Origin of the sequence: Pelagibius marinus (genome assembly GCF_014925385.1) — a bacterium.
Classification (GTDB): Bacteria; Pseudomonadota; Alphaproteobacteria; order Kiloniellales; family Kiloniellaceae; genus Pelagibius; species Pelagibius marinus.
This window is the reverse complement of sequence record NZ_JACSDK010000001.1, coordinates 1-26,377: the sequence shown is the minus strand read 5'-3', so window position 1 is coordinate 26,377 and position 26,377 is coordinate 1. Positions and strand designations below refer to the sequence as shown.

23 protein-coding genes and 1 pseudogene are annotated in these 26,377 nt (G+C 68.9%); 4 read left to right on the top strand and 20 right to left on the bottom strand.

Going from position 1 to position 26,377, the window contains the following annotated elements; genetic code table 11:
• Nucleotides 1–2 precede the first annotated feature (2 nt).
• The 4 genes from addB (at nt 3) to H7X47_RS00105 (ending at nt 7,643) form a co-directional block, all read left to right on the top strand.
• Nucleotides 3–3,032 (top strand): double-strand break repair protein AddB, encoded by a 3,030-nt coding sequence (gene addB, locus H7X47_RS00120; protein WP_193366583.1) that lies wholly within the window; start codon nt 3–5, stop codon nt 3,030–3,032.
• Nucleotides 3,029–6,577 carry a double-strand break repair helicase AddA gene (gene addA / locus H7X47_RS00115; protein ID WP_193366582.1) on the top strand — a complete coding sequence of 1,183 codons (3,549 nt, stop codon included), beginning with the start codon at nt 3,029–3,031 and terminating at the stop codon, nt 6,575–6,577. The genes addB and addA overlap by 4 nt, the downstream gene beginning before the upstream one ends.
• A 96-nt stretch (nt 6,578–6,673) precedes the next feature.
• Entirely contained in the window at nt 6,674–6,994 is a 321-nt protein-coding gene (trxA, locus tag H7X47_RS00110) for a thioredoxin TrxA (RefSeq protein WP_193366581.1), read from the top strand.
• Between the two features lie 259 nt (nt 6,995–7,253).
• Nucleotides 7,254–7,643, top strand: coding sequence for a YkgJ family cysteine cluster protein (locus H7X47_RS00105; RefSeq protein ID WP_319633497.1), 390 nt, complete (start codon nt 7,254–7,256; stop codon nt 7,641–7,643).
• Nucleotides 7,644–7,704: 61 nt separating this feature from the next.
• On the opposite strand, the gene H7X47_RS00100 is transcribed toward H7X47_RS00105, so the two are convergent.
• From H7X47_RS00100 to H7X47_RS00005, 20 genes and pseudogenes are all read right to left on the bottom strand, one after another.
• Nucleotides 7,705–9,057, bottom strand: a complete 1,353-nt coding sequence (locus H7X47_RS00100) for a bifunctional folylpolyglutamate synthase/dihydrofolate synthase (RefSeq protein WP_193366580.1) — start codon at nt 9,055–9,057, stop codon at nt 7,705–7,707.
• Nucleotides 9,041–10,102: an acetyl-CoA carboxylase, carboxyltransferase subunit beta gene (accD, locus tag H7X47_RS00095; RefSeq protein ID WP_193366579.1), complete on the bottom strand. Its 1,062-nt coding sequence runs from the start codon at nt 10,100–10,102 to the stop codon at nt 9,041–9,043. Before accD ends, H7X47_RS00100 begins: the two co-directional genes overlap by 17 nt.
• Nucleotides 10,103–10,137: 35 nt before the next feature.
• The gene (gene trpA / locus H7X47_RS00090) at nt 10,138–10,974 is read right to left on the bottom strand and encodes a tryptophan synthase subunit alpha (RefSeq protein ID WP_319633496.1); all 837 of its coding nucleotides are present in this window, start codon (nt 10,972–10,974) and stop codon (nt 10,138–10,140) included.
• Nucleotides 10,971–12,203 carry a tryptophan synthase subunit beta gene (trpB, locus tag H7X47_RS00085; RefSeq protein WP_193367487.1) on the bottom strand — a complete coding sequence of 411 codons (1,233 nt, stop codon included), beginning with the start codon at nt 12,201–12,203 and terminating at the stop codon, nt 10,971–10,973. Before trpB ends, trpA begins: the two co-directional genes overlap by 4 nt.
• A gap of 378 nt (nt 12,204–12,581) precedes the next feature.
• Entirely contained in the window at nt 12,582–13,229 is a 648-nt protein-coding gene (locus H7X47_RS00080) for a phosphoribosylanthranilate isomerase (RefSeq protein ID WP_193366578.1), read from the bottom strand.
• A gap of 43 nt (nt 13,230–13,272) precedes the next feature.
• Complete coding sequence (locus H7X47_RS00075) at nt 13,273–14,193, bottom strand: hypothetical protein (RefSeq protein WP_193366577.1); 921 nt, start codon at nt 14,191–14,193, stop codon at nt 13,273–13,275.
• The gene (locus H7X47_RS00070) at nt 14,190–15,008 is read right to left on the bottom strand and encodes a hypothetical protein (protein WP_193366576.1); all 819 of its coding nucleotides are present in this window, start codon (nt 15,006–15,008) and stop codon (nt 14,190–14,192) included. Before H7X47_RS00070 ends, H7X47_RS00075 begins: the two co-directional genes overlap by 4 nt.
• A 155-nt stretch (nt 15,009–15,163) precedes the next feature.
• On the bottom strand, nt 15,164–15,946 hold the full coding sequence (locus H7X47_RS00065) for a hypothetical protein (protein ID WP_193366575.1): 783 nt from the start codon (nt 15,944–15,946) through the stop codon (nt 15,164–15,166).
• Complete coding sequence (locus tag H7X47_RS00060) at nt 15,943–16,794, bottom strand: hypothetical protein (RefSeq protein WP_193366574.1); 852 nt, start codon at nt 16,792–16,794, stop codon at nt 15,943–15,945. Before H7X47_RS00060 ends, H7X47_RS00065 begins: the two co-directional genes overlap by 4 nt.
• Nucleotides 16,791–17,609: a hypothetical protein gene (locus H7X47_RS00055; protein ID WP_193366573.1), complete on the bottom strand. Its 819-nt coding sequence runs from the start codon at nt 17,607–17,609 to the stop codon at nt 16,791–16,793. Before H7X47_RS00055 ends, H7X47_RS00060 begins: the two co-directional genes overlap by 4 nt.
• Nucleotides 17,606–18,496, bottom strand: coding sequence for a hypothetical protein (locus tag H7X47_RS00050; protein ID WP_193366572.1), 891 nt, complete (start codon nt 18,494–18,496; stop codon nt 17,606–17,608). The genes H7X47_RS00055 and H7X47_RS00050 overlap by 4 nt, the downstream gene beginning before the upstream one ends.
• 104 nt (nt 18,497–18,600) lie before the next feature.
• Nucleotides 18,601–19,482 carry a hypothetical protein gene (locus H7X47_RS00045; RefSeq protein WP_193366571.1) on the bottom strand — a complete coding sequence of 294 codons (882 nt, stop codon included), beginning with the start codon at nt 19,480–19,482 and terminating at the stop codon, nt 18,601–18,603.
• Nucleotides 19,483–19,502: 20 nt separating this feature from the next.
• Complete coding sequence (gene pyrF, locus H7X47_RS00040) at nt 19,503–20,240, bottom strand: orotidine-5'-phosphate decarboxylase (protein WP_193366570.1); 738 nt, start codon at nt 20,238–20,240, stop codon at nt 19,503–19,505.
• A gap of 34 nt (nt 20,241–20,274) precedes the next feature.
• The gene (locus H7X47_RS00035; protein ID WP_193366569.1) at nt 20,275–21,393 is read right to left on the bottom strand and encodes an NAD(P)/FAD-dependent oxidoreductase; all 1,119 of its coding nucleotides are present in this window, start codon (nt 21,391–21,393) and stop codon (nt 20,275–20,277) included.
• 187 nt (nt 21,394–21,580) lie between these two features.
• Nucleotides 21,581–22,516, bottom strand: a complete 936-nt coding sequence (gene lhpI / locus H7X47_RS00030) for a bifunctional Delta(1)-pyrroline-2-carboxylate/Delta(1)-piperideine-2-carboxylate reductase (protein ID WP_193366568.1) — start codon at nt 22,514–22,516, stop codon at nt 21,581–21,583.
• Between the two features lie 7 nt (nt 22,517–22,523).
• Entirely contained in the window at nt 22,524–22,886 is a 363-nt protein-coding gene (locus H7X47_RS00025; RefSeq protein WP_193366567.1) for a lipopolysaccharide assembly protein LapA domain-containing protein, read from the bottom strand.
• 129 nt (nt 22,887–23,015) lie between these two features.
• On the bottom strand, nt 23,016–23,297 hold the full coding sequence (ihfB, locus tag H7X47_RS00020; protein WP_193366566.1) for an integration host factor subunit beta: 282 nt from the start codon (nt 23,295–23,297) through the stop codon (nt 23,016–23,018).
• 434 nt (nt 23,298–23,731) lie between these two features.
• The gene (gene rpsA, locus H7X47_RS00015; protein WP_193366565.1) at nt 23,732–25,462 is read right to left on the bottom strand and encodes a 30S ribosomal protein S1; all 1,731 of its coding nucleotides are present in this window, start codon (nt 25,460–25,462) and stop codon (nt 23,732–23,734) included.
• A gap of 146 nt (nt 25,463–25,608) precedes the next feature.
• Nucleotides 25,609–26,166 (bottom strand): (d)CMP kinase, encoded by a 558-nt coding sequence (locus tag H7X47_RS00010; protein WP_319633495.1) that lies wholly within the window; start codon nt 26,164–26,166, stop codon nt 25,609–25,611.
• Between the two features lie 34 nt (nt 26,167–26,200).
• Nucleotides 26,201–26,377 (bottom strand): annotated as a pseudogene (locus tag H7X47_RS00005) (orotidine 5'-phosphate decarboxylase / HUMPS family protein); the annotation flags it as partial.

The following is a 26,377-nucleotide window of genomic DNA, read 5'->3' as shown; positions in this document are numbered from 1 at the left end:
CGATGCCCTCCGCGCCGGCCGTCTTCACGATCCCTGCCGGACAGTCCTTTGTCGATGCCCTGGCCGCCGGGCTGCTGCGGCGCACTGCGGAAAGCCCGGACCGCCTCGCCGTGGCCACCGTGCTGCTGCCGACGCGGCGCGCTTGCCGCTCCCTGCAGGCGGCCTTCCTGCGCGCCTCCGGCGGCGCGCCGCTGCTGCTGCCGCGCCTGCTGCCGCTGGGCGACCTCGACCCGGAGGAACTGCTCTTCGAGGCGCCCTTCGTCGGCGGCAGCGCGGCCGAGGCGACCCTGCCGCCCGCCATCTCCGCCGTTCAGCGCCAGCTGCTGCTGGCCTCCTGCATCCTGACCCACAGCCGCGCCGTCGCCGCCGAGGCCGGCGCCAGCGCCATGAGCGAGGACCAGGCAATCCGCCTCGGCGCCGAGCTGGCGCGCCTGCTCGACCAGGTGGAGACCGAGGGCCTGGACTTCGCCGCCCTGCAAGGCCTGGTGCCGGAGGACTATGCCGAGCACTGGCAGATCACCCTGGAGTTCCTCACCATCGTCACCGAGGAGTGGCCGAAGATCCTGGCGGCCCTGGGCTGCATCGGGCCGGCCGAGCGCCGACGGCGTCTCGCCGAGCTGCAGGCCGCCGCCTGGCGGCGCCGCCCGCCCGCCGACCCGGTGATCGCCGCCGGCTCCACCGGCTCCATCCCCGCCACCGCCGAGTTGCTGAAGACCGTCGCCGGCCTGCCCCAGGGGGCGGTGCTGCTGCCGGGCCTCGACCTGGACTGCGACGCTGAGACCTGGAACGAGATCCGCCGCGACCCGGGCCACCCGCAGCACGGCATGGCGCAGCTGCTCGACCGTCTTGGCCTCGACCGGGGGGCGGTGGAGCCCTGGACGGAAGACCCTGAAGCTAAAGGGGGGGTGCCGCAGGTTGACCCGGCGCGCGCGCGCTTCGCCAACCTGGCCCTGCGCCCGCCGGGGGCCACCGCGCGCTGGCACGAGGCCCAGGCGGCGGATTTCGGCTCTGCGCTGGACGGCGTGCGCCGCGCCGACTGCGCCGATCCGGGCGAAGAGGCGCTGGTCATCGCCCTGCTGCTGCGCCGCCAGGTGGCGCAGCCGGCCAGCACCGCGGCGCTCATCACGCCCGACCGCGATCTGGCGCGCCGCGTCGCCGTCAACCTCAAGCGCTGGGGCGTCGAGGTCGACGACTCCGCCGGGCTCAGCCTCGCCAACACCCCGCCCGGCGTCTTCCTGCGCTTGACCGCCGCCATGGTGGCCGAGCGCTTTGCGCCGGTGGCGCTGCTCGCCGCCTTGAAGCATCCGCTGGCCGCCGGCGGGCAATCCCCCGCCGCCTTCCGCCGCAAGGTGCGCGCCCTGGAACTACGGGTGCTGCGCGGCGCGCGCCCGGCCGCCGGGCTGGACGGCCTGCGCAAGGCCCTGGTCGGGGCCGGGGCGGGCGAGGGGCTCGTGACATGGTTCGACCGCCTGGCCGCCGAGCTGGCGCCCTTCGTCGAGGCGCTGGGCGACGGCCCGGACGACAGGGGCGCGGGCGACGCCAGGCGGCTCAGCGACCTCGTGGAAGCGCATCTGGCCGCCGCCGAGGCCCTGGCGGCCAGCGACAAGGAGAGCGGGGCCGAGCGGCTCTGGGCCGGCGACGCCGGGGAGGCCGCGGCGGCTTTCGCGGCGGAACTGCGCGAGGCGGCGCTGGCGACGCCGGTCTCCAAGGGGCTGCACTACCCGGCGGCGCTGGAGGCCCTGATGGCCGGGCGCGCCGTGCGGCCGCGCTACGGCCTGCATCCGCGTGTTTCCATTCTTGGACCGCTGGAAGCGCGCCTGCAGCACGCGGACCTGCTGGTGCTGGGCGGCCTCAACGAGGGCACTTGGCCGGCGGAGGTCGACCCCGGCCCCTGGCTCAGCCGTCCCATGCAGTCGGCTTTCGGGCTGCCGCTGCCCGAACGGCGCATCGGCCTGGCGGCGCACGACTTCTTCCAGGGCTTCTGCGCGCCGCGGGTCTACCTGACGCGCGCCGAGCGGGTCGAGGGCGCGCCCACGGTGCCGGCGCGCTGGCTGAGGCGCATCGACGCCCTGCGCGAGGGCCTCGGCCTCAGCGCCGACCTGCACGGCGAGCAAGCCCAGCTCAAGGCCTGGGCCGCGGCGCTCGACGCGCCGGCCACGGTCGCGCCGATCAAGCAGCCGCTGCCCTGCCCGCCGGTGGAGGCGCGGCCTCGTAAGCTCTCGGTGACGCGCATCGAAACCTGGATGGGCGACCCCTACGCGCTCTACGCGCGCGAGATCCTGCGTCTCAGGCCGCTCGACCCGCTGGACGCCGACCCCGGCGCGGCGGAACGCGGCACCCTGGTGCACGCGGCGCTGGAGCGTTTCCTCGACGCCTTTCCGGACGCGCTGCCCGCCGACGCCCTCGACCGTCTGCTGGAGATCGGCGCCGAGGTCTTCCACCCGATCAGCGCCAAGCCCGGCGCCTTCGCCTTCTGGTGGCCGCGCTTCCTGCGCGTCGCCCGGTGGTTCCTGGCCGAGGAGCAGGCGCGCCGTCCCGCCATCGCCGAGAGCTTCGTGGAGGTTGAGGGCAAGCTGACGCTCGACGCTCCGCACGCGCCCTTCATCCTCACCGCCAAGGCCGACCGCATCGACCGCATGCGCGACGGCGCGCTGGAGATCATCGACTACAAGACCGGCGCGCCGCCGGAAAAGAAGAAGGTCGAGCGCGGCTTCGCCCCGCAGCTTCCCCTGGAGGCGGCCATCGCCCTGGCGGGCGGCTTCGAGGGGCTGCCCGGGGGGCCGGTCGGCAGCCTCGCCTTCTGGCGGCTGTCCGGCGGCACGCCGCCGGGCGAGGTGCTGGCCGCCAGCCGGAGCGATCCCGCGACCCTGGCCGCCCAGGCGCTGGAGGGGCTGCAGCGTCTGGTCGCCGAGTTCGACAATCCGAAGACGCCCTACGCCTGCCGGCCGCGCCCGGAGCTGGCGCCCCGCTTCAACGACTATGACCACCTCTCGCGCCTGGCCGAGTGGGCGGTGGGACCTGACGAGTCATGAGCACGGCGGCGGAAAAGATCCTCGCCGAGGCGACGGCCAAGCAGCGCGAGGCGGCGGACCCGGAGGCTTCGGTCTGGGTCTCGGCCTCGGCCGGCAGCGGCAAGACCAAGGTGCTGGTCGACCGTGTGCTGAGCCTGCTGCTGCGCGGCAGCGAGCCCGGCAAGATCCTCTGCCTCACCTTCACCAAGGCGGCGGCGGCGGAGATGGCCAACCGCCTGTCCGGGCGCCTCGCCGCCTGGGTCACCGCCGGGGAAGCCGCGCTGCGCGCGAGCCTGGAAGAACTGACCGGCGGGCCGGTGGACGACGACCTGCTGCCGCGCGCCCGCGCCCTCTTCGCCCGCGTGCTCGACACGCCCGGCGGCATCAAGATCCAGACCATCCACGCCTTCTGCCAGGCGCTGCTCGGCCGCTTCCCGCTGGAGGCCGGCGTCGCGCCCAACGCCAAGGTGCTGGACGAGCACGAGGCCGCCGACCTGCTGGAGACCGCGCGGGTGGAGGTGCTGGCCGCGGCGCTGGACGGCCAGGGCCGCCTCGCCGAGGCCATCACCGTGCTCATCGCGCATCTGCAGGAGGAACGCTTCACCGAGGTGGTGCAGCAGCTCATCCACGAGCGCGGACGCCTGGCCGAGGTGATCGCCGCGCGCGGGGGCGTCGACCGCCTGGGCGAGGAGGTCTTCGCGCTGCTGGGGGTCGATCCCGCCGAGACGCCGGAGGACGTCACCGCCGCCGCCTGCGCCGAAGGCGCCTTCGACCGCGCCGGGCTGAGGCTGGCGATGGAGGCCTGGCACAACAGCTCCGACAAAGAGAAGCAAAAGGGCGCGACGCTGGCGGGCTGGCTGGCGGCGGAGGATGCGGCGCGGACGGAGGCTTTCGACAGCCACGTCGCCCTCTTCCTCACGCAGAAGGGCGAGATCCAGAAGCGGCTCCTGAACAAGAAGCCCGCCGAGGATTTCCCCGGCGCGCTGGAGGCGCTGCAGGACGAGGCCGAGCGCCTGGTCCTGGTGGCCGAGAAGCGCAACGCCATCACCGTGGCGCGGGCCACAAGGGCGCTGCTGATTTTGGGTGACGCCATCATCGGCGCCTATCAGCGCCACAAGGAAGCGCGGGTGCTGCTCGACTACGACGACCTCATCCACTTCTCGGCGCGTCTGCTGGCGCGCCAGGGCGGCGTCTCCTGGGTGCTGTTCAAGCTGGACGGCGGCCTCGATCACCTGCTGGTCGACGAGGCGCAGGACACCAGCCCGGAGCAGTGGCGCATCGTCGAGATGCTGACCTCCGAGTTCTTCACCGGCGAGGGCGCGCACGAGAACCGCGACGCGGCCCTGCGCACGGTCTTCGCCGTCGGCGATCCCAAGCAGTCGATCTATTCCTTCCAGCGCGCCGACCCGGCGGAGTTCCAGCGCCTGCGTGGCCTCTTTCGCGAACGCGCAAAGCAGGCGCGACACAAGTGGCGGCCGGTGTCGCTGGCGGTCTCCTTCCGCTCCACCGAGGCGGTGCTGCGCACCGTGGACGCGGTCTTCGCCGCCGCCGAGGCGCAGGACGGCGTGCTGTTCGGCGAGCCGGAGATCCGCCACCTGGCCAGGCGCCTGGGCGAGGCCGGGCAGGTCGAGCTCTGGCCGCCGGCGCCGCCGGCCGAGGCGGAGGAGCTGGAGTCCTGGGCCCTGCCGCTGCCGGGCCGCAGCGACAGCCCGGCGCCGCTGCGCCTCGCCCGCCTGGTCGCCCGGCGCATCTGGTACTGGACGCAGGCGCCCGAAGGCGCCGACGATCCTCAGTGCCGCCTGGCCGCGAAGGGGCGGCGCATCCAGCCGGGCGACGTGATGATCCTGGTGCGCCGGCGCAACAGCTTCATCACAGAACTGGTGCGCGAGCTGAAGACGCTGGGCGTGCCGGTGGCCGGCGTCGACCGCATGCGCCTGACCGAGCAGCTCGCGGTCATGGACCTCATGGCCCTGGGCCGGGTGCTGCTGCTGCCCGAAGACGACCTGACGCTGGCCTGCGTCCTGAAGGGGCCCTTCATCGGCTTCGACGAAGACCGGCTTTTCCGGTTGGCTTACGACCGCGGCCGCAAAAGCCTGTGGCAGCGCCTCGGCGAAATGGCGCCGGAAGACGAAGCCTTCGCCGCGGCGCGGCGTTTCCTGGAAGACCACGCGGGGCAGGCGGACTACGTGGCGCCCTTCGAACTCTACTCGGGCCTGCTGGGCGCCGGGCGCGGGCGCGAGAAGATCCTCGGCCGCCTCGGCCCCGACGCCGCCGATCCCCTGGACGAGTTTCTCTCCCTGGCGCTGACCTACGAGCGCGAGAACGCGCCCTCGCTCGAAGGCTTCTTGCACTGGCTTTCCGCCGGTGAGCTGGAGATCAAGCGCGACCTGGAGCAGGAGCACGGCGCGGTGCGCCTCATGACCGTGCACGGCTCCAAGGGGCTGGAGGCCCCGGTGGTGATCCTGCCCGACACCTTGCAGCTGCCGAGCGCCGCCGACGGCCTGCTGTGGGTCGAGGACGCCAAGGCCAGGGAGACCCGGAAGCCGCCGCTCGCCGTCTGGCCGGTGAAGCGCGACTACGACCTGCCGCTGCTGGGCGAGGCGCGGGCCGCGCGCAAGCGCGCCCAGGAACAGGAATACCGCCGCCTGCTCTACGTCGCGCTGACCCGCGCCCAGGACCGCCTCTACCTCTGCGGCTGGCTGACGAAGAACACGCCGCCGCAGGGCAACTGGTACCAGCTGGTCGACAACGCCCTCGCGCGCCTGGCGGAAGGGGGAGAGGCCGAGGCCGTCGACTTCGACTTCACCGCCGAGAGTCCCGGGAACCTGGGGGCCGAAGGCTGGGCCGGGCCGGGCTGGCGGCTGGCGCGCCCGCAGACGGCCCCGGTGACGGCCGAAGCCGCGGCGCCGGAAGCCGCCGCCGGGTCGACGGTGGAGGCTCTGCCGGATTGGGCGCGCCAGGCCGCGCCGCCGGAGCCCGCGCCGCCGCAGCCGCTGGCGCCCTCGCGCCCGGCGGAGGCCGAGCCGCCCTCGCGCTCGCCGCTGGGGCCCGATTCGGGCCGCCGCTTCCGCCGCGGCCTGCTCATTCACCGGCTGCTGCAGTCCTTGCCCGATTTGCCCGAAGCCGAGCGTGCCGCGGCGGGGCGGGCCTTTCTCGCCAGTCCGCTGCACGACCTGGGCGCCGAGCAGCAGGCGGAGATCCTGGCGGAGGTGCTGAAGGTGCTGGAAGCGCCGGAACTGGCGCCGCTTTTCGGCCCCGGCAGCCGGGCCGAGGTGCCGCTGGCCGGGCTGGTGGAAACCGCCGTCGGGCCGCAAGCGATCGCCGGCCAGGTCGATCGTCTTCTGGTAGAAAGCGACTCGGTCTCGTTCATCGATTTCAAGAGCCAGCGGCCGGCGCCGGCGGCACCGGAAGATGTTCCCAGCCTCTACCTGAAACAAATGGCCGCCTACCGGGCGCTGCTGGCGCGGATCTACCCGGGACGGGCGATTCGCAGCTATCTGCTTTGGACGGATCAACCCCGTCTCATGCAACTCAGCGATGCGCTGCTGAGGGATTACGCGCCTTGACGCTCCGGTAGGGCGCTCCCTACATTGATGCCAATGTGAATCGGACCTTGGGGCCAGCCCGGCCCCTCGGCAGCACCGTTACAGGGGTAAGTTTCTATGAGCACTAGACCGACCAGCGACGGTACGTTCGAACAGGATGTTCTGCAGGCGGCGGGGCCTGTCCTCGTTGATTTCTGGGCCGAATGGTGCGGACCCTGCAAGATGATCGCGCCTGCGCTGGAAGAGATTGCGGAGGAGATGGGCGGCCGGGTCACGGTCGCCAAGATCAACATCGACGACAACCCGCATACGCCCCAGAAGTACGGCGTGCGCGGCATCCCGACCCTCATGCTGTTCAAGGACGGCCAGGTGGCGGCGACCAAGGTCGGCGCGGTCGGCAAGGGACAGTTGATGGAATGGGTTGAATCCGTTGTCTGACACCCTAAATGGTAGGGTGTAACAAGGTATGTTAGCTTCCAAATACGGTATTCCCCCAGTTAGTACGGTATCCCCCCGAAAGATGCCCCAAAACCCCGCCGGAAGGATCCGGCGGGGTTTTTCTTTGTTTGCAAGCTCTTAACCTGTGATCTTCATGATGCGACCCTTGACAGGGCGGCGCTGAGTGCCGAAGGTCCGCGCTGGTCTCGTTGTCAGAGTCGCGAAGAACAAGAAACGATCAGGTGAGAAGGTCTTCTCCGTGGGAAAAGAAAAGTACGACTGTCTGAAGTGTCCGGGGTATTGCTGCTCCTACCCGAACATCCACGCCAAGCCGAAGGACATCAAGCGGCTGGCGGAGCATTTCAAGGTGAGCGAGGAAGAGGCCGAGAAGCGCTACACCAAGAAGGGCTTCAAGGAAAAGGGCATGAAGAAGGCCCCGCGCGTGCTGCGCCACCAGAAGGACGAGCACTTCGGCAGCATCTGCTGGTTCTTCGACACGGATAAGCGCCGCTGCACCATCTACGAGGCGCGGCCCAAGATCTGCCGCGAGTATCCCGGGCGCAAGCGCTGCGGCTACTACGAGTTCCTGACGTTCGAGCGCGACGCCCAGGAAGACCCGGACTACATCGCCGTCACCAACAACTACTGAGCCGTCGCTGCGGCCCGGGCTGTCGCCACGGTCTCTCCCGACAGCGACCGGGCATCCGGGGTCAGCCGTTCTCCGCCAGCACGTGGCCGGCCAGGTAGAGCGAGCCGCAGATGAGAATGCGGTGCGGTTTGCCGCTTCCCGAATCGATTCCCTCTTCGACCAGGCGCTGCACGGCCGCCAGGACCGAGTCCGCCGGGGCGGCGTCGATCCCTGCCTTCTGCGCGTGGTCGGCGGCGGCTTCGGCGGAGAGGCTGGCGGCCTCGCCGGGAATGCGCACCGCCTGCAGCGACTGCGTCAAGGGCGCCAGGGCCTCCAGGTAGCCGGCGGCCACCTTGGTGTCGAGCATGCCGTAGACCAGGTCCAGCGGCCGCCCGGCTGCGCCCTCCCCCCATTCCGCCCTTATCGTCTCGGCCAGGGCCTGCCCGGCGGCGGGGTTGTGCCCGCCGTCCAGCCACAGCTCCCAGCCCGCCGGAAGGGCCTCCACCACCGGGCCCTTGGTCAGGCGTTGCAGGCGCGCCGGCCAGGTCGCCCGGGCGATCCCCGCCTCAATGGCATTGTCGCTGAGGTCGAATTCCCCGAGCTGCGCGGCGCAGGCCACGGCCAGGGCGGCATTGGCGATCTGGTGGCTGCCCAGCAGGCCCGGCTTCGGCAGCTTGCGAAGGCCCTTCGCGTCTTCATAGCGGAAGCCCCCGGGCGTCGCGGTGAAAGTCCAGTCGCGGCCGTAGGCGAAGAGCGGCGCGCCGGTCTCGCGCGCGTGCTGTTCCAGCACCGCCAGGGCCGCCGGTTCCTGCGGGCCGGTGACGCAGGTCACACCCGGCTTCATGATGCCCGCCTTCTCCCGCGCGATGACCTCCAGCGAAGGTCCCAGGAACTGCTGGTGGTCGAGGGCGACCGGGGTGATGGCGGTGAGGCGCGGCCGGTCGATGACGTTGGTGGCGTCCAGGCGGCCGCCCAGGCCGGTCTCCAGCAGCAGGATGTCCGCGGGATCTTCGGCGAAGGCCAGGAAGGCGGCGGCGGTGGTGACCTCGAAGAAGGTGATGGGCTCGGGGCCGTTCTCCGCCTCGCAGCGCTCCAGCAGGGCGATCAGCGCCGCCTCGTCGATGAGTCCCCGGCTGAGGCGGATGCGCTCGTGAAAGCGCACCAGGTGCGGCGAGGTGTAGACCTGCACGCGTCTGTCCGCCGCCTCCAGCATGGCGCGCAGGAAGGCCAGCAGCGAGCCCTTGCCGTTGGTGCCGGCGACATGGACCACGGGGGCGAGGCGCCGCTCAGGATGGCCGAGGCGGTCCAGCAGCCGCTCGACGCGGCCGAGCGAGAGGTCGATGACCTTGGGATGCAGGCGGGTCAGGCGGTCGAGGACCGCGTCGCTGGTCTTGCCCTGCGGGACAATCTCCGGCGCATCACTTGCGGGGGGCATCGCCCTCCCCAAGCTTTGCCGGGGCCTCGGCCCCGTCGTCGGCCGCGGCCTTGGCGGGCGCCTTGGCGGCACTCTTGTCCTCGCCGTTGCCCGCGGCCTTGCCGGTTTGCGGGGCCGGCGGAATCTCGACTGCGGGCTCCGCCTTGCGGGCGGCGCCCTTCTTGCCCTCGCCCAGCGGCACGACCTCGGCGACCGGCGTCCTGTCGCGCAGCAGGCTGATGATGGTCACCAGGGTGTCGCGCAGCTCGCCGCGCCGCACCACCATGTCGACCATGCCATGCTCCAGCAGGTACTCGGCGCTCTGAAAGCCCTCGGGCAGGGATTCGCGGATGGTCTCCTCGATGACGCGCTTGCCGGCGAAGCCGATGGTGGCGCCGGGCTCGGACAGGGCGATGTCGCCCAGCATGGCGAAGGAGGCGGAGACGCCGCCGGTGGTGGGGTCGGTCAGCACCACGATGTAGGGCAGGCCCGCATCCTTGACCATCTCCACGGCGACGACCGAGCGCGGCATCTGCATGAGCGAGAGGATGCCCTCCTGCATGCGCGCGCCGCCGGAGGCGGGAATGACGATGAGCGTGGCTTCCTGCATCACCGCCAGGCGCGCCGCGGCCAGCAGACCCTCGCCCACGGTGATGCCCATGGAACCGCCCATGAAGGCGAAGTTGAAGACGGCGATGACCGTGGGCTTGCCGCCGATCTCGCCGTGCGCCACCACAATGGCCTCGTCGGCACCGTTCTTGGCCTGGGCGTCGCGCAGGCGCTCGCTATAGCGCTTGCGGTCGCGGAACTTCAGCGGATCGTGCACCACTTCCGGCAGCTCGATGACCTTGAACTTGGCGTCGTCGAACAGCAGCTCCAGGCGGCGGCGCGCCGGAATGCGCATGTGGTAGCCGCAGTGCGGGCAGACCCGCAGGTTGTTCTCCAGTTCGCGGTGGAAGATCATCTGCCCGCAGCTGGAACACTTTTCCCAGAGATTGTCCGGAACCTCGGGCTTCTGCACCAGGGCGCGGATCTTCGGCCTGACGTAGTTGGTGATCCAGTTCATGGGCGGGTCGATCTCCCCTTGTTCCCAACCGTTTGTTACGCGGCGCGGTTGCCGCGGACGCCGTTCGCCAGGGACTCTACCAGGGCCAGCACCTTGGCCGCCAGACCGGGTTTCGCCTTGCCGTTGTCGTCCAGTTCCGCCTTCACCGCATCGACGATGGCCGAGCCGACGACCGCGCCGTCGGCGACGCCGGAAATGGTAGCGGCCTGCTCCGGCGTGCGGATGCCGAAGCCGACGGCGACCGGCAGTTCGGTGTGGCGGCGCAGCCGCGCCACCGCCTCGCGCACATGGTCGGTCGGCACCGCGGCGGTGCCGGTGATACCCATGATGGAGACGTAGTAGACGAAGCCGCTGGTGTTGTTGAGGACCACCGGCAGACGCTTGTCGTCGGTGGTCGGCGTGGCCAGGCGGATCCAGTGGATGCCCGCCTCCAGCGCCGGCAGGCAGAGCTCCGTGTCCTCTTCCGGCGGCAGGTCGACGATGATCAGGCCGTCGACCCCGGCCACCTTGGCATCCTTCACGAAGCGGTCGACGCCGTGGCTGTAGATGGGGTTGAAATAGCCCATGAGAATGATCGGCGTGTCCGCGTCGTCCTTGCGGAACTCGCGCACCATGTCCAGCGTCTTGTTGAGCGTCATGCCGGCCTTCAGCGCGCGCAGGCTGGAGGCCTGGATCGGCGGACCCTCGGCCATGGGATCGGAAAACGGCATGCCCAGCTCGATCAGGTCGGCGCCGGCGCCCGGCAGGCCCTTCACGATCTCCAGCGAGGTGTCGTAGTCCGGATCGCCGGCGGTGACGAAGGTGACCAGCGCGCCGCGGCCCTCGGCTTTCACCGCGGCGAAGCGCTTCTCGATACGGCTGGCTTCACTCACAGCTCAACTCCCAGAGCGGCGGCGACGGTGAAGACGTCCTTGTCGCCGCGCCCGCACAGGTTCATGACGATGATCTGGTCGCGGCCCATCTGCGGGGCCAGCTTGCGCACGTAGGCCAGCGCGTGGGCCGGCTCCAGCGCCGGGATGATGCCTTCGATGCGCGAGCAGAGCTGGAAGGCCTCCAGCGCCTCCGCATCGGTAGCCGAGACATAGTTGGCGCGGCCGATGTCGTGCAGCCAGGAGTGTTCCGGCCCGATGCCGGGGTAGTCCAGGCCGGCGGAGATCGAATGGGCGTCGAGGATCTGGCCGTCGTCGTTCTGCAGCAGGTAGGTGCGGTTGCCGTGCAGCACGCCGGGGCGTCCGCCGGTCAGCGAGGCCGCGTGCTCGCCCGAGGAGATGCCGTGGCCGGCCGCCTCGACGCCGTAGATGGCCACGTCCTTGTCGTCCAGGAAGGGGTGGAACAGACCCATGGCGTTGGAGCCGCCGCCGATGCAGGCGACCAGCGCGTCGGGCAGGCGGCCTTCGGCCTCCATGATCTGCTCGCGGGTCTCACGCCCGATGATCGACTGGAAGTCGCGCACCATGGCCGGATAGGGGTGCGGGCCGGCCACCGTGCCGATGATGTAGAAGGTGTTCTCGACGTTGGCGACCCAGTCGCGCAGGGCGTCGTTCATGGCGTCCTTCAGGGTGCCGGTGCCGCTGGTCACCGGCCTCACCTCGGCGCCCAGCAGCTTCATGCGGAAGACGTTGGGGGCCTGGCGCTCGATGTCGGTGGCGCCCATGTAGACCACGCAAGGCAGGTCGAAGAGGGCGCAGAAGGTGGCGGTGGCGACGCCGTGCTGGCCGGCCCCGGTCTCGGCGATGATGCGGGTCTTGCCCATGCGCCGGGCCAGCAGGATCTGCCCCAGCACGTTGTTGGCCTTGTGGGAGCCGGTGTGGTTCAGCTCATCGCGCTTGAAGTAGACCTTGGCGCCCTTGTCCGAGGGCGCGCCCTTGCGCAGCTCCCCGGTCAGGCGCTCGGCGAAGTAGAGCGGGCTCGGCCGGCCGACGTAGTGCTTGGCGTAGTAGTCGTAGTCGCTCTGGAAGCTCGGATCCTGGCGGGCGGCGGTGTAGGCCTGCTCCACGTCCAGGATCAGCGGCATCAGCGTCTCGGCGACGAAGCGGCCGCCGAAAATGCCGAAATGCCCGGCCTCGTCGGGCCCGGCGCGGTAGGTGTTGAGCGTCTCCATGGGGGACATTAGCCCGGATCTCTCAAACTATGGTGGAACGTCATCGTCTCAGGAAGCCCGCTGGGCAGGAGAAGTCCGAAAAGCGTAGCGGTGCCTACGGTTGAGGACTTCGACGCCCCCGGCGGGCTTCCTGAGACGACCTCAAGGGCGGGGCAAATTTGATGACAGGCGGCGTCAAGCCGCTTGCCCGTATTGCCGATACGCCCTGCGCGTCTTTCCTTGCCTGTCATCAAATTTGTCTCCGTGACGTCCGCCATAGCTTGAGAAATCCGGGCTGGTCCTTGTTCGCGTTTTATCGTTGATGAAGGGCGGACTTTGCCCGATTAGGGCCGTCTCCGCAATGCCCCGAAAGGGCGGAATTCAGCCTTTCAGGGGCCGCTAAAGCGCCCGGCAGGCGGCCAGGAAGGCCTTGATTTTGGCCGGATTCTTCCGTCCCGGCGCGTCCTCCACGCCGGAGGAGACGTCGACCGCCGGGGCGCCGGAAATCTCCACCGCCCGGGCGACGTTTTCGGGCGTGAGCCCGCCGGCCAGCATCCAGGGCAGCGGCCAGCTCGTCCCGGCCAGCAGGGTCCAGTCGAAGGCCACGGCATTGCCGCCGGGCAGGGGGTTTTCCATGTCCGCGGGCGGTTTGGCGTCGAACAGCAGGCGGTCGGCGGCCTCCAGGTAGGGATCGACGGCCTCCAGGTCGCCTTGGCCGCGCAGTTTCACCACCTTCATGACCGGCAGGCCGAAGCGCGCCTTGATCTCCGCCACCCGCGCCGGGCTCTCGGCCCCGTGCAGCTGCAGCAGGTCCAGCGGCACCTCTTTCAGGATGGCCTCGATCGTGGCGTCCCCGGCGTCGACCAGCAAGCCGGTCTTCACGACCCCCTCCGGCACCATCGCCGCCAGGGGCGCGGCCTGGGCGGGCGTGAGAGCGCGCGGGCTCGGCGGATAGAACACCAGCCCCACGAAGGCGGCCCCGCCCTCGATGGCGGCGGTCATGGCCTCCGGCGTCGAGAGGCCGCAGATTTTCACCTGGACAGTCATGACGGCGGGATTAGCGCCGCTCGGGCGCCCGGAGTCAACCGGGTCAGTCGAAGGCGGCGAGGGTGCGCGGGCTTGATGGCCGGCGGACGTCGGCGAGGAAGCCGAGGCCCAGTGCGATGACCGCAAACATCGCGGCGATTAGGGGCAGCTCCATTGATGCCAGGATCATTCTTTCTTCAAGGCTCCCGCCACCAAACAGCGCATGGAAAGAAAGCCTGTCAGGAATCTGCAATTCCGCTAGAGCTGAGGCAATGCTGTACGCAAAAACGAACCAGGCGAGGCGATAGGTGAGCAGCCAGATAAGCGCGTGGCGGAAAGTCTGCCCGCGGGTGCTGCGCCAGGCCGCGCGCAGGGAGACGGGCGCGCCATAGGCAGCGGTGGCGAAGGCAGGGGCAAACCGGGCGACGATGACGATCTCCAACATCGTGCCGGCGACGAGTCCATAGATCCAATGAGGTTGGACCAGTAGCGTGCTGACCGGATCGGCGAGAGATGTCCGTAGGCTGATCACATACCCATAGGCGATGTAGATCTGATTGAGAAACACGATTGCGGGATAGATCCCAAAAAGGAGCGGGCTGAGTCGCAGGAAGAGCAGGTAGCCTCCGGCTCCCGGCGACGATGTGGCGGCACCGAGGTCTTGTCCTAGCCGCAAGAAGTGCAGCCACTTCACTGCAAAGTAGGAAAAGGGGATCAGCAAAAGCGCGAAGTCGATCATCTGGTGGATGCCGGCGATTTCCAGCAGATAGGCAGTGTCGCGGCCGACGAGTTGGAAGAGCACCAAGGTGGTGATTGGATCGAAAGGGGCCGTGGTGAGCGGAATCGCCAGGGCGACGAGCAACGGAGGTGCGGCGAGCTTCGTCAGCGGCCAGAGGTTTGTGAGGACGCCCGCATAGGCACCGCGCACGGTGGGCCAGACCGGCAGGCGCGTGGCTGCCGCAGCTGCTTGTGTCTCTGCACTCACTCGAAACGCTCCATGATCTGTTGTTGTGCGCTGGATGTTGCGGGGTTTTCGCCGTGGTAGGCGCGCAGGCAGACGCTGGCGATCAAGGCTGCGGCAACAAAGACAAAGAACGTGCGCGGCAGCTGCACAACTTGCCAGACGGCGACCCAGGCAAAGGTGTTGTCCGGTGGAATGAGGCCAAAGCTCGGGTCGAAGCCTGCTTCAAGACCGTTGCTGTAGGCCGATTCGATTGCAGAAGACAGGAGCCCGCCGACGACGCCTGTTCCGGCGTAGAGTAGCAGCCAAAGCCACAGCAGGCGGAAGGTGAGACCACGGGTCAGCCGCCAGGCCGCAAAAAGCCCGAGGCGCTCGCCGGCCGCCGCCGCCGCGAAGGCCGGTCCGCTGGGGGAAAGCAGAAGAAGGTTGACGGCCAAGGCGAACAGGTAGGGGGCGAAGACGCCGAGATAGATGAGCCACTCGGCGCTGTAGCCGATGAAGTACATGGTCGATAGAAGGAAGCCGGGCTCGGCCGAAAGGGCCTCGTAGTGCTCCCAGAGGGAATTGAGAAAGATGAGCAGGGGGAGAAGAATGAAGAGCGGGCAGTAGACCATCACGCCGAGGTCGCGCTCAGTCCAGATTGCTCCGGTGACCCGCGAGGATGCCCCGCCGGCGAGAAACTGCAGCCAGTGACTGAGGAAGAGCGTGAAGGGTATGCAGAGCAGGACCTGATCAATGAAGCTTTCCAGTCCCGCCTTGTCGAACAAGGCGCCAAGCGGAATGTCGCCCCAGCGATTAAGCTGTTCCGTGATGAAGGGGTAGAGGGGCAGCGTTGCCAACGGGATCAGCAGGCAGAGCAGGATCGGAAATGCGGCGAGCCTGAGGAAGGTTCCGGGGTTTCGTGCAACTGCGCTGCAGGCCGCCGCAGCGGTCGACCAGACCGGCAGGCGCGTGGTCGCCGCCGCCGCCTTCGCCGCTTCGTTTGACGTCGCACTCACTCGAAGCGCTCCACGATGGCCTTGTCGGGCGGCGGGACCCAGCCGGTGCAGGTACGGAAGGCGACGACGAGGATCGCCAGGTAGGCGGCCTCCAGCGGCCACATCACGGCGTAGGAGCCGACCCAGATCAGGATCTGCACAAAGGCGTCGGGGCTGGCCGCCAGGGCGTTGGCGAGGTAGCTCAGCAGGATGAGCGGAATGAAGACGGCGATGAGCTGGGCGCCGAACAGCGCCAGGCTGGAGCCGGCGCTGTGCCGCCAGGAGAGCGCCAGGCTGTAGGTCTCCCCGGCGGCCACCGCCGGATAGACGAAGGAGAAGCGCAGCTTCACGAAAGAGATCGCGAGAAAGGCCAGCCAGTATTCGAGCCCCGGCGCGCCGAAGTCGTCGGGCACGTCATCCAGATAGCGGCGGCCGAGCTGCAGCGCCAGGTCGAAGAGGGCGATGACGAGCGTGTAGAAGGTGAAGCGACGGTAGTCCGGGGTCAGCTGCGGAAAGACGCGAATGACTCTGCGGTCCTGCAAGAGGAGCAGGCGCAGCCAGCCGACGGCGAAGAGCACCCAGATGAGGTTCAGGCAGAGCAGCCTCAGGACACCGTAAAGCGGCGTGCCCCAGAAGGTCGCCGTCAGCGCGAAGTCGGCGGCCATGCTGAGCAGCAGCGGCCAGAGCGCGAGCTTGGCCATGGCGCCCAGGTTGGCCAGCAGCAGGTTCAGGCCCTCGGTGACGGTCGGCCAGAGTTGCAACCGCGCGACCGGATCGGGCGGTGGTCCCTGAGTGCTCATTCGAATCGCTCCAGAAGTTCCCGCTGCGGCCCGCGCCAGCCGGTGAGCGTGCGGTAGACCAGGGCCAAGTATTCCGCGAAGACAACAGCACCGGCCGTGAGGCCGAGGCTGATGATCACCTGAAAACGGTCCGGCAGCCACCAATAGCGCCAGAGGGGATCGGTGAAGATGCCCAGCGGGATCTTGGCCAGGTTGATCAGGGTGGAGTAGCCGATAAGGCAGAAGATGCTCCCCGCCAGCACGATGACGACGAGCAGGTAGAGGCCGCCGAAAAGGCGCAGGCTCCGCCCTTCTGCCAGCCGCCACGCGGCTTTGGGGGTCCTATCCATGCCGGCGGTGATTGCCGGTGTCGCCAGCATCAGGCGCGATATGAAATAGAGACCCAGCGAGATGTGGCAGAGGCCCACGATCAGACCCGCCTCGAAGCTGGGCTCGAGGGCCGTGCCGGCGAAGGACTGGAGCATCGCCAGCAGGAGGACGGGCACTGCTACGAACCAGAGCACGCAGGGCAGGCTGTAGAGGAACACCAGGAGGTAGGAGGGGCTCCACTGCCTGGCGGACAAGAACCGCGGCGGGGCCTCCCGCAGGGAAAAGCACAGCCAGCCGAAGCCGAGCGCGCTGAGGGGAATAGCCAGGGCGCCCAGCCCAAACGACGCTAGGTAGAGGTTGGGCCAGGCAATCCAATTGGCGGCACAAAGAATACCCAAGATCAGCAATCCCGGCAGGGCAGCGATTTTTGCGAAAGCCCAGGGGGTGCGAAAGACGTTGTGGAAGGCCTTGACGGCAAAGACCGCCGCCCGCAGCTCGCCGCCCGGGGCGGCCCCGGTGTTCTCCCCGGTTCGGCTCAATCAAACCGCTCCAGCAATTCGCGGCGATCGCCCTGCCAGCCGGTCAGCGCCGAGAAGGCGTAGGCCGTGACGCCGCAGCTGAGCGCGTAGAAGATGTAGACCAGCAGATTGCCGATGGCGTTGCTCACCCACGGCATGAGGCCTTGCTGCGCGGCGATGTTTATCTGCTGGGCATCGCCATGGAAGACAACCACAACGACGACAATGATGATGCCCGCCGTCACGAGCAGGGGAATGCCGGCCAGGAGTATGGCAAAGATCAGGCGCAGGCCGTTGCCCGCCGTCGCGCGCCAGGATGCGGTCAGGCGCTCCGGTGCATCGACGGCGATCCACGGATAGACCAGAATGAAGCGGGTGCAGAGATAGATCGCGAGGACGTAGACGACGATCGTTCCGATGACGATGCCGGCCGATGCCGACTCCGGATTTTCCTGCGTGATCTGCACGAGAAGCAGCGCCGGCATGAAAAGGAGCAGCAGCAGCAGACTGTATGCGACAAAGGACGGCAGCCGCCGGTTAGTGCCGGGCAGCAGTCCGGTCTCTGCTTGAGCCGGCCCCAACAGCAGGAAGCGCAGCCAGGTCAACTCGAAGAGAGCTAGAATGGCGGTGCTGGCGGCGGTGTAGGCCAGGGTCAGGCCGAATCCTGAGGCTTCTGGCGCAAAGAAGCCGTCGAGCAGCAGCGACAGCACGAAAGGGACTGCCGCGGCAATGGCGAGGCGGCCCGGGTTGGCGAAGGTGCTGCGGTAGGCTGCCTTGGTTGCCTGCCAGATCGACAGCTTGCGGCGGCCTGTCGTTGCGTGTTCCAGGACACTCATTCGAAGCGCTCGAGGATTTCCTCGCGCGGGCCGCCCCAGCCGCTGAGCTGGGCGAAGGCGCCGGCCAGGGCGGCGATCATGATCGCAAAGCCCAGGTATTCGAAGATCAGCCCCAGGACCAGCGACGGCGCCTGGCTGGCGAGCACCGCCACAACGTCGATGTCCGCGGGGTCCTGCGAGAAGTCGGGTCCGAACCAGAACAGGCCGACGATGGCGTTGACCACGAACATGGCGATCATGATGGCGATGAGCAGAACGATCACGAGCACGGCATAGACGGCATAGAGCTTGAAGCCCGCCGCGCCGCGCGTCAGGCGCCAGGAACCGCCGAGGCCCAGCTTCTGGTCCACCGCGACCGCCGGGAACACTAGGCTGAGGCGCAGCAGGAAGTAGAAGTAGATGAGGTAGGCGGGAAACAGCAGCAAGACGCTGTAGCCCATGGCCGCGGCGTTTGCCGGGTCGAGGCTCTCCGGGTCGGTTCCCAGCGTGATCAGGCTGCTGCCGAGCAGCGTGAAGCCGACGACGACGACGGGTATCCACAGGAACAGGGTGAACAGCAGGGTGTAGCCGAAATAAACCCAGGTGCGCCGCCCGAAGACGGGCCGCGGCAGGGCGCCCGCGGCGCGCCCGATCAGCGTCAGACGGCAGCAGGCGACGCCCAGCATGGCGAAGGGCAGCAGGCCGAGAAACTGGACCGGAAGCGCCAGAGCCGGGTCGACGAACAGCAGCGCCACGCCGGCCACGCCCAGCGCCACGCCCAGCAGCAGCGGCAGCAGCGCCGCCTTGATGAACATCCAGAACTGGCCGAAAACGGTGGAGAAGGCGCCGCTGAAGGTGGCCTCGAAAGACAGCTTCATCGGCGTTGCCGGCATCTCATCCATCGACATGATGTCTTCCCCCAGTTGCGTTGTCGCGGCGCCTCCTCTCCGGCACCCTGCCAACCAGAACGATAACAGCTAGCCCGGAATTCGACCAAGGGAAAGGGCCGGAATCAGGGCGCACCGCGGTCGGCGGGCGGGCCCGCCGGCGCCGCGGGCACCCAGCCGGTGCAGCGGCGGAAGGCCAGGGCGACGATGCTGTAGAGCACCGCCAGCACCCCCATGGTCAGGGCCTCGGTGATCATCTTCAAGCTGAGGGTCTTCAGCGGGGAAATCGCGAGGTCCCCGCCCTCGCCCGTGATCTCGCCGAGGCGCGCTTCGGGGGCGCCCGGCGCGCCGGCCTGCAGTGATGCGACGTCGAAGAGGGAAATGCCGATCAGGGCATCGAAGAGCAGGCTGACGGCGATGGCGACGATCAGGAACAGCGGCAGCCCGGCGAGCAGCAGCAGCACGGTCAGGCGTCCGCCCTGTCCCTTGGTGTGGCGCCAGGCGTAGGCGAGGCTGTAGGGCTCCTCCACGGCGATGGCGGGGAAGAGGAAGCTGCTGCGCGCCGCCGGGTAGAGCAGGCAGAGGGCGATGAGCGCCGGAGGCAGGGGCAGGCTCATGGACAGCACGCCGCCGAGCGCCAGCAGGCCGCCGCCCAGCAGCAGGCCGAGACCGAAGAAGCGCCAGTGCCGGCGGTCCCAGCGCAGCGCCGGGCGGATCAGCCCCTGCGGGCCGAGCAGGACCGCCCGGTACCAGTTGACGCCGAAATGGCTGTAGGCGGCGATCGGCGCCAGAAGCATCAACAGCAGGGTGAAGGGGTTGGGCGGCAGCGCAACGCTGACCAGGGTCGTGGCCGCGAGCAACAGCAGCCCGCCGGCCGCGGCGCGGAGCAGCAGCCCGGGGTCGCGGAAGGTGATCGCGAAGGCGGCGATCAGGGTCTCCCAGATCACCACGTTGGCGAGCGGCCCTTCGGGCGGGCCGCCCGGCGCGGCCGGTTGTTCCTGCGTCATGCGGTTATCCGCCGCCGCGCTCAGGCATCCACCGCCGCCGCGTCCAGGTCGGCGGCAATGCGCCGGGCGGCGGCCAGGGGGTCTTCGGCGGCGGTGATCGGCCGGCCGATGACGATATAGTCGGCGCCGGCGGCCACCGCGTCCTCGGGGGTCATGATGCGCTTCTGGTCGCCGGCCGCCGCCCAGGTGGGGCGAATGCCCGGCACCACCAGCAGAAAGTCCGGTCCGCAGGCCCGGCGCAGCAGGGCGATCTCCCGCGGCGAGCAGACCACGCCGTCCAGGCCGCTGTCCTGGGCCAGATGGGCCAGGCGCTCCACCTGGGCCTCGGCGGGCCCCATCTGGCCGACTTCTTCCAGGTCCTTCGCGTCCAGGCTGGTCAGCACCGTGACGCCGATCACCTGGGGGCGCTCGACGCCCAGGTCCTCCGACGCCTCGCGCGCCGCCTCGGCCGCCGCCATCATCATGGCGCGCCCGCCGGAGGCGTGAACGTTGACGATCTTGGGGCGCAGGTGCACGGCGGCGCGGATGGCGCCGGCCACGGTATTGGGGATGTCGTGGAACTTCAGGTCCAGGAACAGCGGCGTCCCGCCGGCGGCCATGCGCACGCCGTCGGGGCCCTGGGCGGTGAACAGCTCCTTGCCGATCTTCACCCCGCCGACGCTGCCGACCAGGGTCTTGGCCAGGTGCGCGGCCTTGTCGATGTCCGGCGTGTCGAGGCCGACGAAGATGCGCTCGTGGGGTTTCAGGTCGCTGCTCATGATGGCTTCCTCTCCGTCGTCATGCGTGTGGTCTTCAGTTGCGGGTCAGGCTCTGGTGGCGGCCTTCCGCCCAGAGCTTGAAGTCCTTGAAGGCGGTCTCGCCGGTGGCGGTGCGCGCCAGCTGCTCGCCCATCAGGGCGCCGAACTTGAACATATGGCCGCTGCAGCCGCCGATCAGCAGGACCGGACCGTTGCTCTCGGTGACGAAGCGCTCGTCCGGCGCGATGGCGTAGGGGCAGACCTGGCCGCGCAGCACCTTGTAGTCGGCGAAGTCGCGCAGCAGCGGCTCGAAGGCGCCGGCCACCTGGGCGGCCTCGTCGTCGCCCAGGGGGTCGAGCCTGTCCGGGTCGCCGGGCCGGCGGTGCTGGCCGCAGCCGAACTTCAGCTCGGTGCCGCCGGCCGGCGGCGCGGCGTAGATGTCGACGTCGTTCAGCAGGTGCACCATGACCGGCGCCTTGGCCCAGGATTCGGCGTGGGCCTCCGGCGGCTCCATGTAGGCCACCACCTGGCGGTGCGGCACGGCGCGGCGCTGCAACTCGGGGAACAGCTTGGCGGTCCAGGCGCCGGCGGCGACGACGATGGCGTCGGCGCTTTCGCGCTCGCCGTTTTCCAGGGTCACCGAACCGGCCGCCGGATCGACGCCGACAATGCGGGTTTCGTCGCGCAGCTTCACGCCGCGGTGGCCGAGGTCGCGGATCAGCGCCTCGACGATGCGCGCCGCGAAGAGCACGCCGCCCGCCTCGTTGTGCAGGCCCCAGACGTTCTCGGGCACCTTCATGAAGGGGCAGAGCGCCTCGATCTGCTTTTTGTCCAGGGTGGCGTAATCGAGGCTCAGGTGGTCGAGGGTCTGGCGCGACAGGTCGGCCCAGTCGCCCTCCTCGCTCGACAGGGCCAGGCTGCCGACCTCGGCGTAGTGGGACTCGCCCAGGTCGTCCCACATCCTCTGCCAGGCCTTCAGCGCGTCGATGACCATGGCGCAGTAGCCGATCTGGTCGGCGTAGGGCAGGCGGATCAAACGGTGTTGATCATAGGAGGCGCCGCCGTCGTGGGGCAGCGGTCCCTGCTCGAAAAGCAGCGCCTCGTGGCCGCTGCGCGCCAGGGCCCAGGCCGTCGACAAGCCGACGATGCCGCCCCCGATGATAATGACTTTCATGGCTTTGCACCTTCTTGCCTGCTGGCCTGCCCGCCGACCCAGGCCGCCGCCGATACAGGCTTCGGCAGCGGATCACCGGCGGGGCGCCGCGTCCTGCATAACGCCGGGGCGGCCCGAAATCCAGCCTCCCGGTATCCCCGTCACAAAGTCGGCGGCCAGCCTGGGTCCGGCGGCCCCCCGGGCCGGGCTAGGCCCGCTCGTAGGCAAGCTGCGCGGCGGCCAGATCCTCGATGGCGGTGCCCACCGACTTGAAGAGGGTGATCTGGTCGTAGAAGCGCCGCCCGCTGCGCTCGCCCCGGGTTATCTCGAAAAGGTCGCCGGCGATGTCGTCCGGGTCCAGGGCGCCGGACTCCACCGCCTGCACGATGTCGCCGCCCTCCTTGGTGGCGCCGGCGCGGGTGTCGACGAAAACGCGGGCGCGGCGTACGGCCTCGTCGTCGGTTTCGCGCATGTCCGGGCGGAAGGCGCCGACCAGGTCGACATGCGTGCCGGGCTGCAGCCACGCGCCGTGGATCAGCGGCTCGCTCGAGAGCGTGGCGCAGGAAATGACATGGGCGCCGCGCGCCGCCGCCTCCAGATCGTCGGTCCAGTCGACGCGAAAGTCATGGCGGTTCATGCGCTTGGCCAGCTTCTCCGCCTTCTTCGGGTTGCGGCCCCAGATCAGCACGTTGCAGATCGGCCGCACGGACGCATGGGCCATGATAAGTTCCGGCGCCAGCGCGCCGGTGCCGACCATCAGCAGGCGCTCGGCATCCTGCCGCGCCAGGTAGTGCGCGGCCAGCGCCGAGGCGGCGGCGGTCCGCTTGACCGTCAGCTTGGGGCCGTCGATCAGCGCCAGCGGCGAGCCGGTCTTGCCGTCCAACAGGATGTAGATGCCCATGATCGCGGGCAGCGAACGCTGGCCGTTGTCGGGGAAGACAGTGACCATCTTCACGCCGATGTGCCGGTCGACCTGCCAGGCCGGCATCAGCAGCAGGGTCGCCCTGTTGCCGCCCGTCACCTCGATGTCGTGGTGATGGCGCAGCGGCACCTCGATATCGCGGCGGAATGCCTGACGCAGGCGCTCGACAAGGCTGGGATAGTCGAGCGCGGCCTCGACCTCCGCGGCGGAGATGACGCGCATGGGAAAGCTAATTCCTGCCGGAGACCGCTTTGAGCTCGGGGGCAGCGAGTTGGGGCGCAGAGCCGCCGCCGGGGCCGCGCGGCGCGCTGGCGGCGGAGCGCTTCAGCTCCCCCAGTTCCCGTTCCAGCACGGCGGCGCGCTGCTCGGCCCGGCGGGCCCGGGCGCGCGCGGCGCCGAAGCGCAGCCACATGAGGAAGGCGCCGACCAGGAAGCCGACCAGCAGGCAGCCCAGGGCGACCAGGGCGAAGGGCGCGTTGATCTGGTATTCGAAGGGCCAGAAGTCGATGGTCACGCCCTGCAGGTTCGCCGACGTGAAGGTCGCGAAGACGATCAGGAACAGGGCGGTGACGATCACGTAGATGTAGTGCACGGGCGCAACTGCCGTTCAGGGTCCAAGGTCACAGGCGGACTTTAGCCCAATCGGCGCCGCTTCGCGAGACCCGTCATAAAATTCCCCCCGGCGCCCCCGCAGGTTGCCCGGGCGGCGGGGAGTCCGGGCTCAGCGGTTGTTCAGGCGTTCGCGCAGCTGCTTGCCGGTCTTGAAGAAGGGAACGTGCTTTTCCGAGACGTTCACCGCCGTACCCGTACGCGGGTTGCGGCCGACCCGGGCCTCGCGGCGTTTCACCGAAAAGGCTCCGAAGCCACGCAGCTCGACCCTGTCCCCCCGGGAGAGCGCTTCGCTGATCTCGTCGAAGATCGTCGTCACGATACGCTCTACGTCTCGATGGTAAAGGTGCGGATTCAGATCCGCGATGTGTTGGATCAGTTCTGATTTCGTCATAGCGACATCGTTCCCCTCCCGACCCGCGATGCGGCCGGCGTCCCCATCCCGTTCTACCTCCCGCAGGTCACGATCCGCCGCCGTTATCGACTGGGTTTCGGCGGGGAATCTTGTGCTTTTGTTTTTCCCTGCCGCGGTCGCATCGCGCTGCCCTCGCACCACCGGGACCTCTGCCCAGCCTGCAAGTGCAGGAAACGTTGCCAGAGGAACGTTCGGGCGTCAAGGATAAGCCTTTCAGAACAAACGTTTTTTCGATGAATGCAGAGGATCGAAAAATCACCGGAAGCGCAAGGATTCCATGCGTTTTCGCGGGGCCCCTGCACCGGGGGCGCAAAAGAAAACGGCCCGCCGGGAGTTCGGCGGGCCGTTCTTTTCCTGCAACCCAGGCGCGGGCGGAGCGCCTTTCGGCCCCGGCCGCCCGGACGCGGGCTGCTCTAGTCTTCCTTCTTGTCGTCGCCCTCGGCCTTGGCCCGGGCCTCGGAGATGGCCGCGCCCAGGATGTCGCCCAGGCTGGCGCCGGACTCGGTGGAGCCGTATTCGGCGACGGCCTTCTTCTCCTCGGCGATCTCCCGCTGCTTGATCGACAGGGCGATCTTGCGGGTCTTGGGGTCGATGGCGGTGATGCGCGCATCGACCTTCTCGCCGACGGCGAAGCGGGTGGGCTGCTGCTCGCTGCGGTCACGCGACAGCTCGGCCTTGCGGATGAAGCCGATGGCGCCTTCGCCAACCTGCACTTCGATGCCGTTGTCGGTAACCTGGTGCACCGTGCAGGTGACCACGTCGCCCTTCTTCAGGTTCTCGGTCGAGCCGGCGAAGGGATCCTCGCCCAGCTGCTTGATGCCCAGGCTGACGCGCTCCTTCTCGACGTCGACGTCCAGCACCTTGACCTTGACGTTGTCACCCTTGTTGTACTGCTTGACCGCTTCCTCGCCGGACAGGTTCCAGTCCAGGTCGGAGAGGTGGACCATGCCGTCGATCTCGCCGGGCAGGCCGACGAAGAGGCCGAACTCGGTGATGTTCTTGATCTCGCCTTCCAGCTCGCTGCCCGCGGGGTAGGTCTCCAGGAAAGCTTCCCAGGGATTGTTGCCGCACTGCTTGAGGCCCAGGGAGATGCGACGCTTCTGCTCGTCGACGTCGAGGATCATGACCTCGACCTCCTGGGAGGTGGAGACAATCTTGCCCGGATGGACGTTCTTCTTGGTCCAGCTCATCTCGGAGACGTGGACCAGGCCCTCGATCCCGGCTTCCAGCTCCACGAAGGCGCCGTAGTCGGTGATGTTGGTGACGCGGCCGGTGAACTTGGTGCCGACCGGGTACTTGGCGGCGACGCCTTCCCAGGGATCGGCCTCCAGCTGCTTCATGCCCAGGCTGATGCGCTGGGTCTCCGGGTTGAAGCGGATCACCTGCACCTGGACCTGCTGGCCGATGGACAGCACCTCGGTCGGGTGGTTGATGCGCTTCCAGGAGATGTCGGTGACGTGCAGCAGGCCGTCGACGCCGCCCAGGTCCACGAAGGCGCCGTAGTCGGTGATGTTCTTCACCACGCCGGTCAGGACCTGACCTTCCTTCAGGTTGGCCACCAGCTCCGAACGCTGCTCGGCCCGGGTCTCCTCCAGCACGGCGCGGCGCGAGACCACGATGTTGCCGCGCGAACGGTCCATCTTGAGGATCTGGAAGGGCTGCGGGGTGCCCATCAGCGGGCTGACGTCGCGCACCGGTCGAATGTCCACCTGGCTGCCGGGCAGGAAGGCCACGGCGCCGGAAAGGTCCACGGTGAAGCCACCCTTGACGCGGCCAAAGATGGTGCCGGTCACCCGCTGATTGTCGGCGAAAGCCTTGGCCAACTGGGTCCAGGCTTCCTCGCGCTTGGCCTTCTCACGGCTCAGCATGGCCTCGCCGTTCTTGTTCTCCATGCGCTCCAGATAGACCTCGACCTCGTCGCCGGCCTTGAGCTCCGGCATCTGGCCGGCCTCGGCGAATTCCTTGAGGGCGACGCGCCCTTCCGACTTCAGGCCAACGTCGACAACGGCGGTGTCGCCGTCGATCGCGATGATGGTACCGCGAAGGACCTTGCCTTCGAGGCCGTCTTCAGTGCCGAGGGATTCATCAAGCAGGGCCGCAAAGCTCTCTTTGGCGGCGGTATCGGTGGTGGCTGCTTCAGCCATGTAGTCAGTCCTTTCGTTCGTGCACTATCCAGGCCGGGCGGTTTGCCGCCGGTCTTCCCGGGACCATCCCGGGCGGTCTGTCTTGCGGGGCTTTGCGCTCAAAGCAGGCCGAAAAGGCTCGGTCCTGCCTTGGAACAACGGGATCTTCAGTTTTCCTGAAACCGTTCCTGGTCGCGCCGCCGGGCGATCTCCGCCATGGCGAACTCGAAGGCCTGATCGGCATCCATGCCGCTGGTATCAAGCCGTACCGCATCATCCGCGGCTTTCAAGGGGGCGGTCGCCCGCCCGCTGTCGCGCGCATCCCTCTCGCGCAAGTCCTGCAAAACGCGGGCGTATATACTCTTCTCGCCCCGTTCTAGCAACTCTTTATGCCGTCTCATGGCGCGGGCTTCAACCGAGGCTGTTAGGAAGAATTTCATATCCGCCTCCGGGCAGACCACCGTGCCGATGTCGCGGCCGTCCAGCACCGCCCCGCCCCGGGGCCCCTCGGGGCCGCCCGGCGGCGCGGCGGCGAAGCCGCGCTGGAAGTCCAGAAGGGCGCTGCGCACCTCGGGAATCGCCGCCACCTGGGAGGCCGCCTGGCCCACATCCTCGCGGCGCAGGTCGTCGCGTTCCAGGTCGGCGGGGGTCAACTCCCGGGCTGTCGCGGCGGCGCTTTCCGGGTCCTGCGGGTCGCCGCCGGCGGCGAGGATCCGGGCCGCCACGGCGCGGTAGATGGAGCCGGGGTCCAGGTAGGCGTAGTTCAGCGCGGCGGCCAGGCCGCGCGGCCGGGGGGTCTCGGGCGGCGGTGACCGGCCGGCCGATGACGGTATAGTCGGCGCCGGCGCCCACCGCGTCCTCGGGGGTCATGATGCGCTTCTGGTCGCCGGCCGCCGCCCAGGTGGGGCGAATGCCCGGCACCACCAGCAGAAAGTC

Excerpts from the sequence above, each read along its gene's own strand:
- addB (WP_193366583.1), top strand. The coding sequence starts at position 3 with ATGCCCTCCGCGCCGGCCGTCTTCACGATCCCTGCCGGACAGTCCTTT.
- addA (WP_193366582.1), top strand. The coding sequence starts at position 3,029 with ATGAGCACGGCGGCGGAAAAGATCCTCGCCGAGGCGACGGCCAAGCAG.
- trxA (WP_193366581.1), top strand. The coding sequence starts at position 6,674 with ATGAGCACTAGACCGACCAGCGACGGTACGTTCGAACAGGATGTTCTG.
- H7X47_RS00100 (WP_193366580.1), bottom strand. The coding sequence starts at position 9,057 with ATGCCCCCCGCAAGTGATGCGCCGGAGATTGTCCCGCAGGGCAAGACC.
- accD (WP_193366579.1), bottom strand. The coding sequence starts at position 10,102 with ATGAACTGGATCACCAACTACGTCAGGCCGAAGATCCGCGCCCTGGTG.
- trpB (WP_193367487.1), bottom strand. The coding sequence starts at position 12,203 with ATGGAGACGCTCAACACCTACCGCGCCGGGCCCGACGAGGCCGGGCAT.
- H7X47_RS00080 (WP_193366578.1), bottom strand. The coding sequence starts at position 13,229 with ATGACTGTCCAGGTGAAAATCTGCGGCCTCTCGACGCCGGAGGCCATG.
- H7X47_RS00065 (WP_193366575.1), bottom strand. The coding sequence starts at position 15,946 with ATGAGCACTCAGGGACCACCGCCCGATCCGGTCGCGCGGTTGCAACTC.
- H7X47_RS00055 (WP_193366573.1), bottom strand. The coding sequence starts at position 17,609 with ATGAGTGTCCTGGAACACGCAACGACAGGCCGCCGCAAGCTGTCGATC.
- H7X47_RS00050 (WP_193366572.1), bottom strand. The coding sequence starts at position 18,496 with ATGTCGATGGATGAGATGCCGGCAACGCCGATGAAGCTGTCTTTCGAG.
- H7X47_RS00045 (WP_193366571.1), bottom strand. The coding sequence starts at position 19,482 with ATGACGCAGGAACAACCGGCCGCGCCGGGCGGCCCGCCCGAAGGGCCG.
- pyrF (WP_193366570.1), bottom strand. The coding sequence starts at position 20,240 with ATGAGCAGCGACCTGAAACCCCACGAGCGCATCTTCGTCGGCCTCGAC.
- H7X47_RS00035 (WP_193366569.1), bottom strand. The coding sequence starts at position 21,393 with ATGAAAGTCATTATCATCGGGGGCGGCATCGTCGGCTTGTCGACGGCC.
- lhpI (WP_193366568.1), bottom strand. The coding sequence starts at position 22,516 with ATGCGCGTCATCTCCGCCGCGGAGGTCGAGGCCGCGCTCGACTATCCC.
- ihfB (WP_193366566.1), bottom strand. The coding sequence starts at position 23,297 with ATGACGAAATCAGAACTGATCCAACACATCGCGGATCTGAATCCGCAC.
- rpsA (WP_193366565.1), bottom strand. The coding sequence starts at position 25,462 with ATGGCTGAAGCAGCCACCACCGATACCGCCGCCAAAGAGAGCTTTGCG.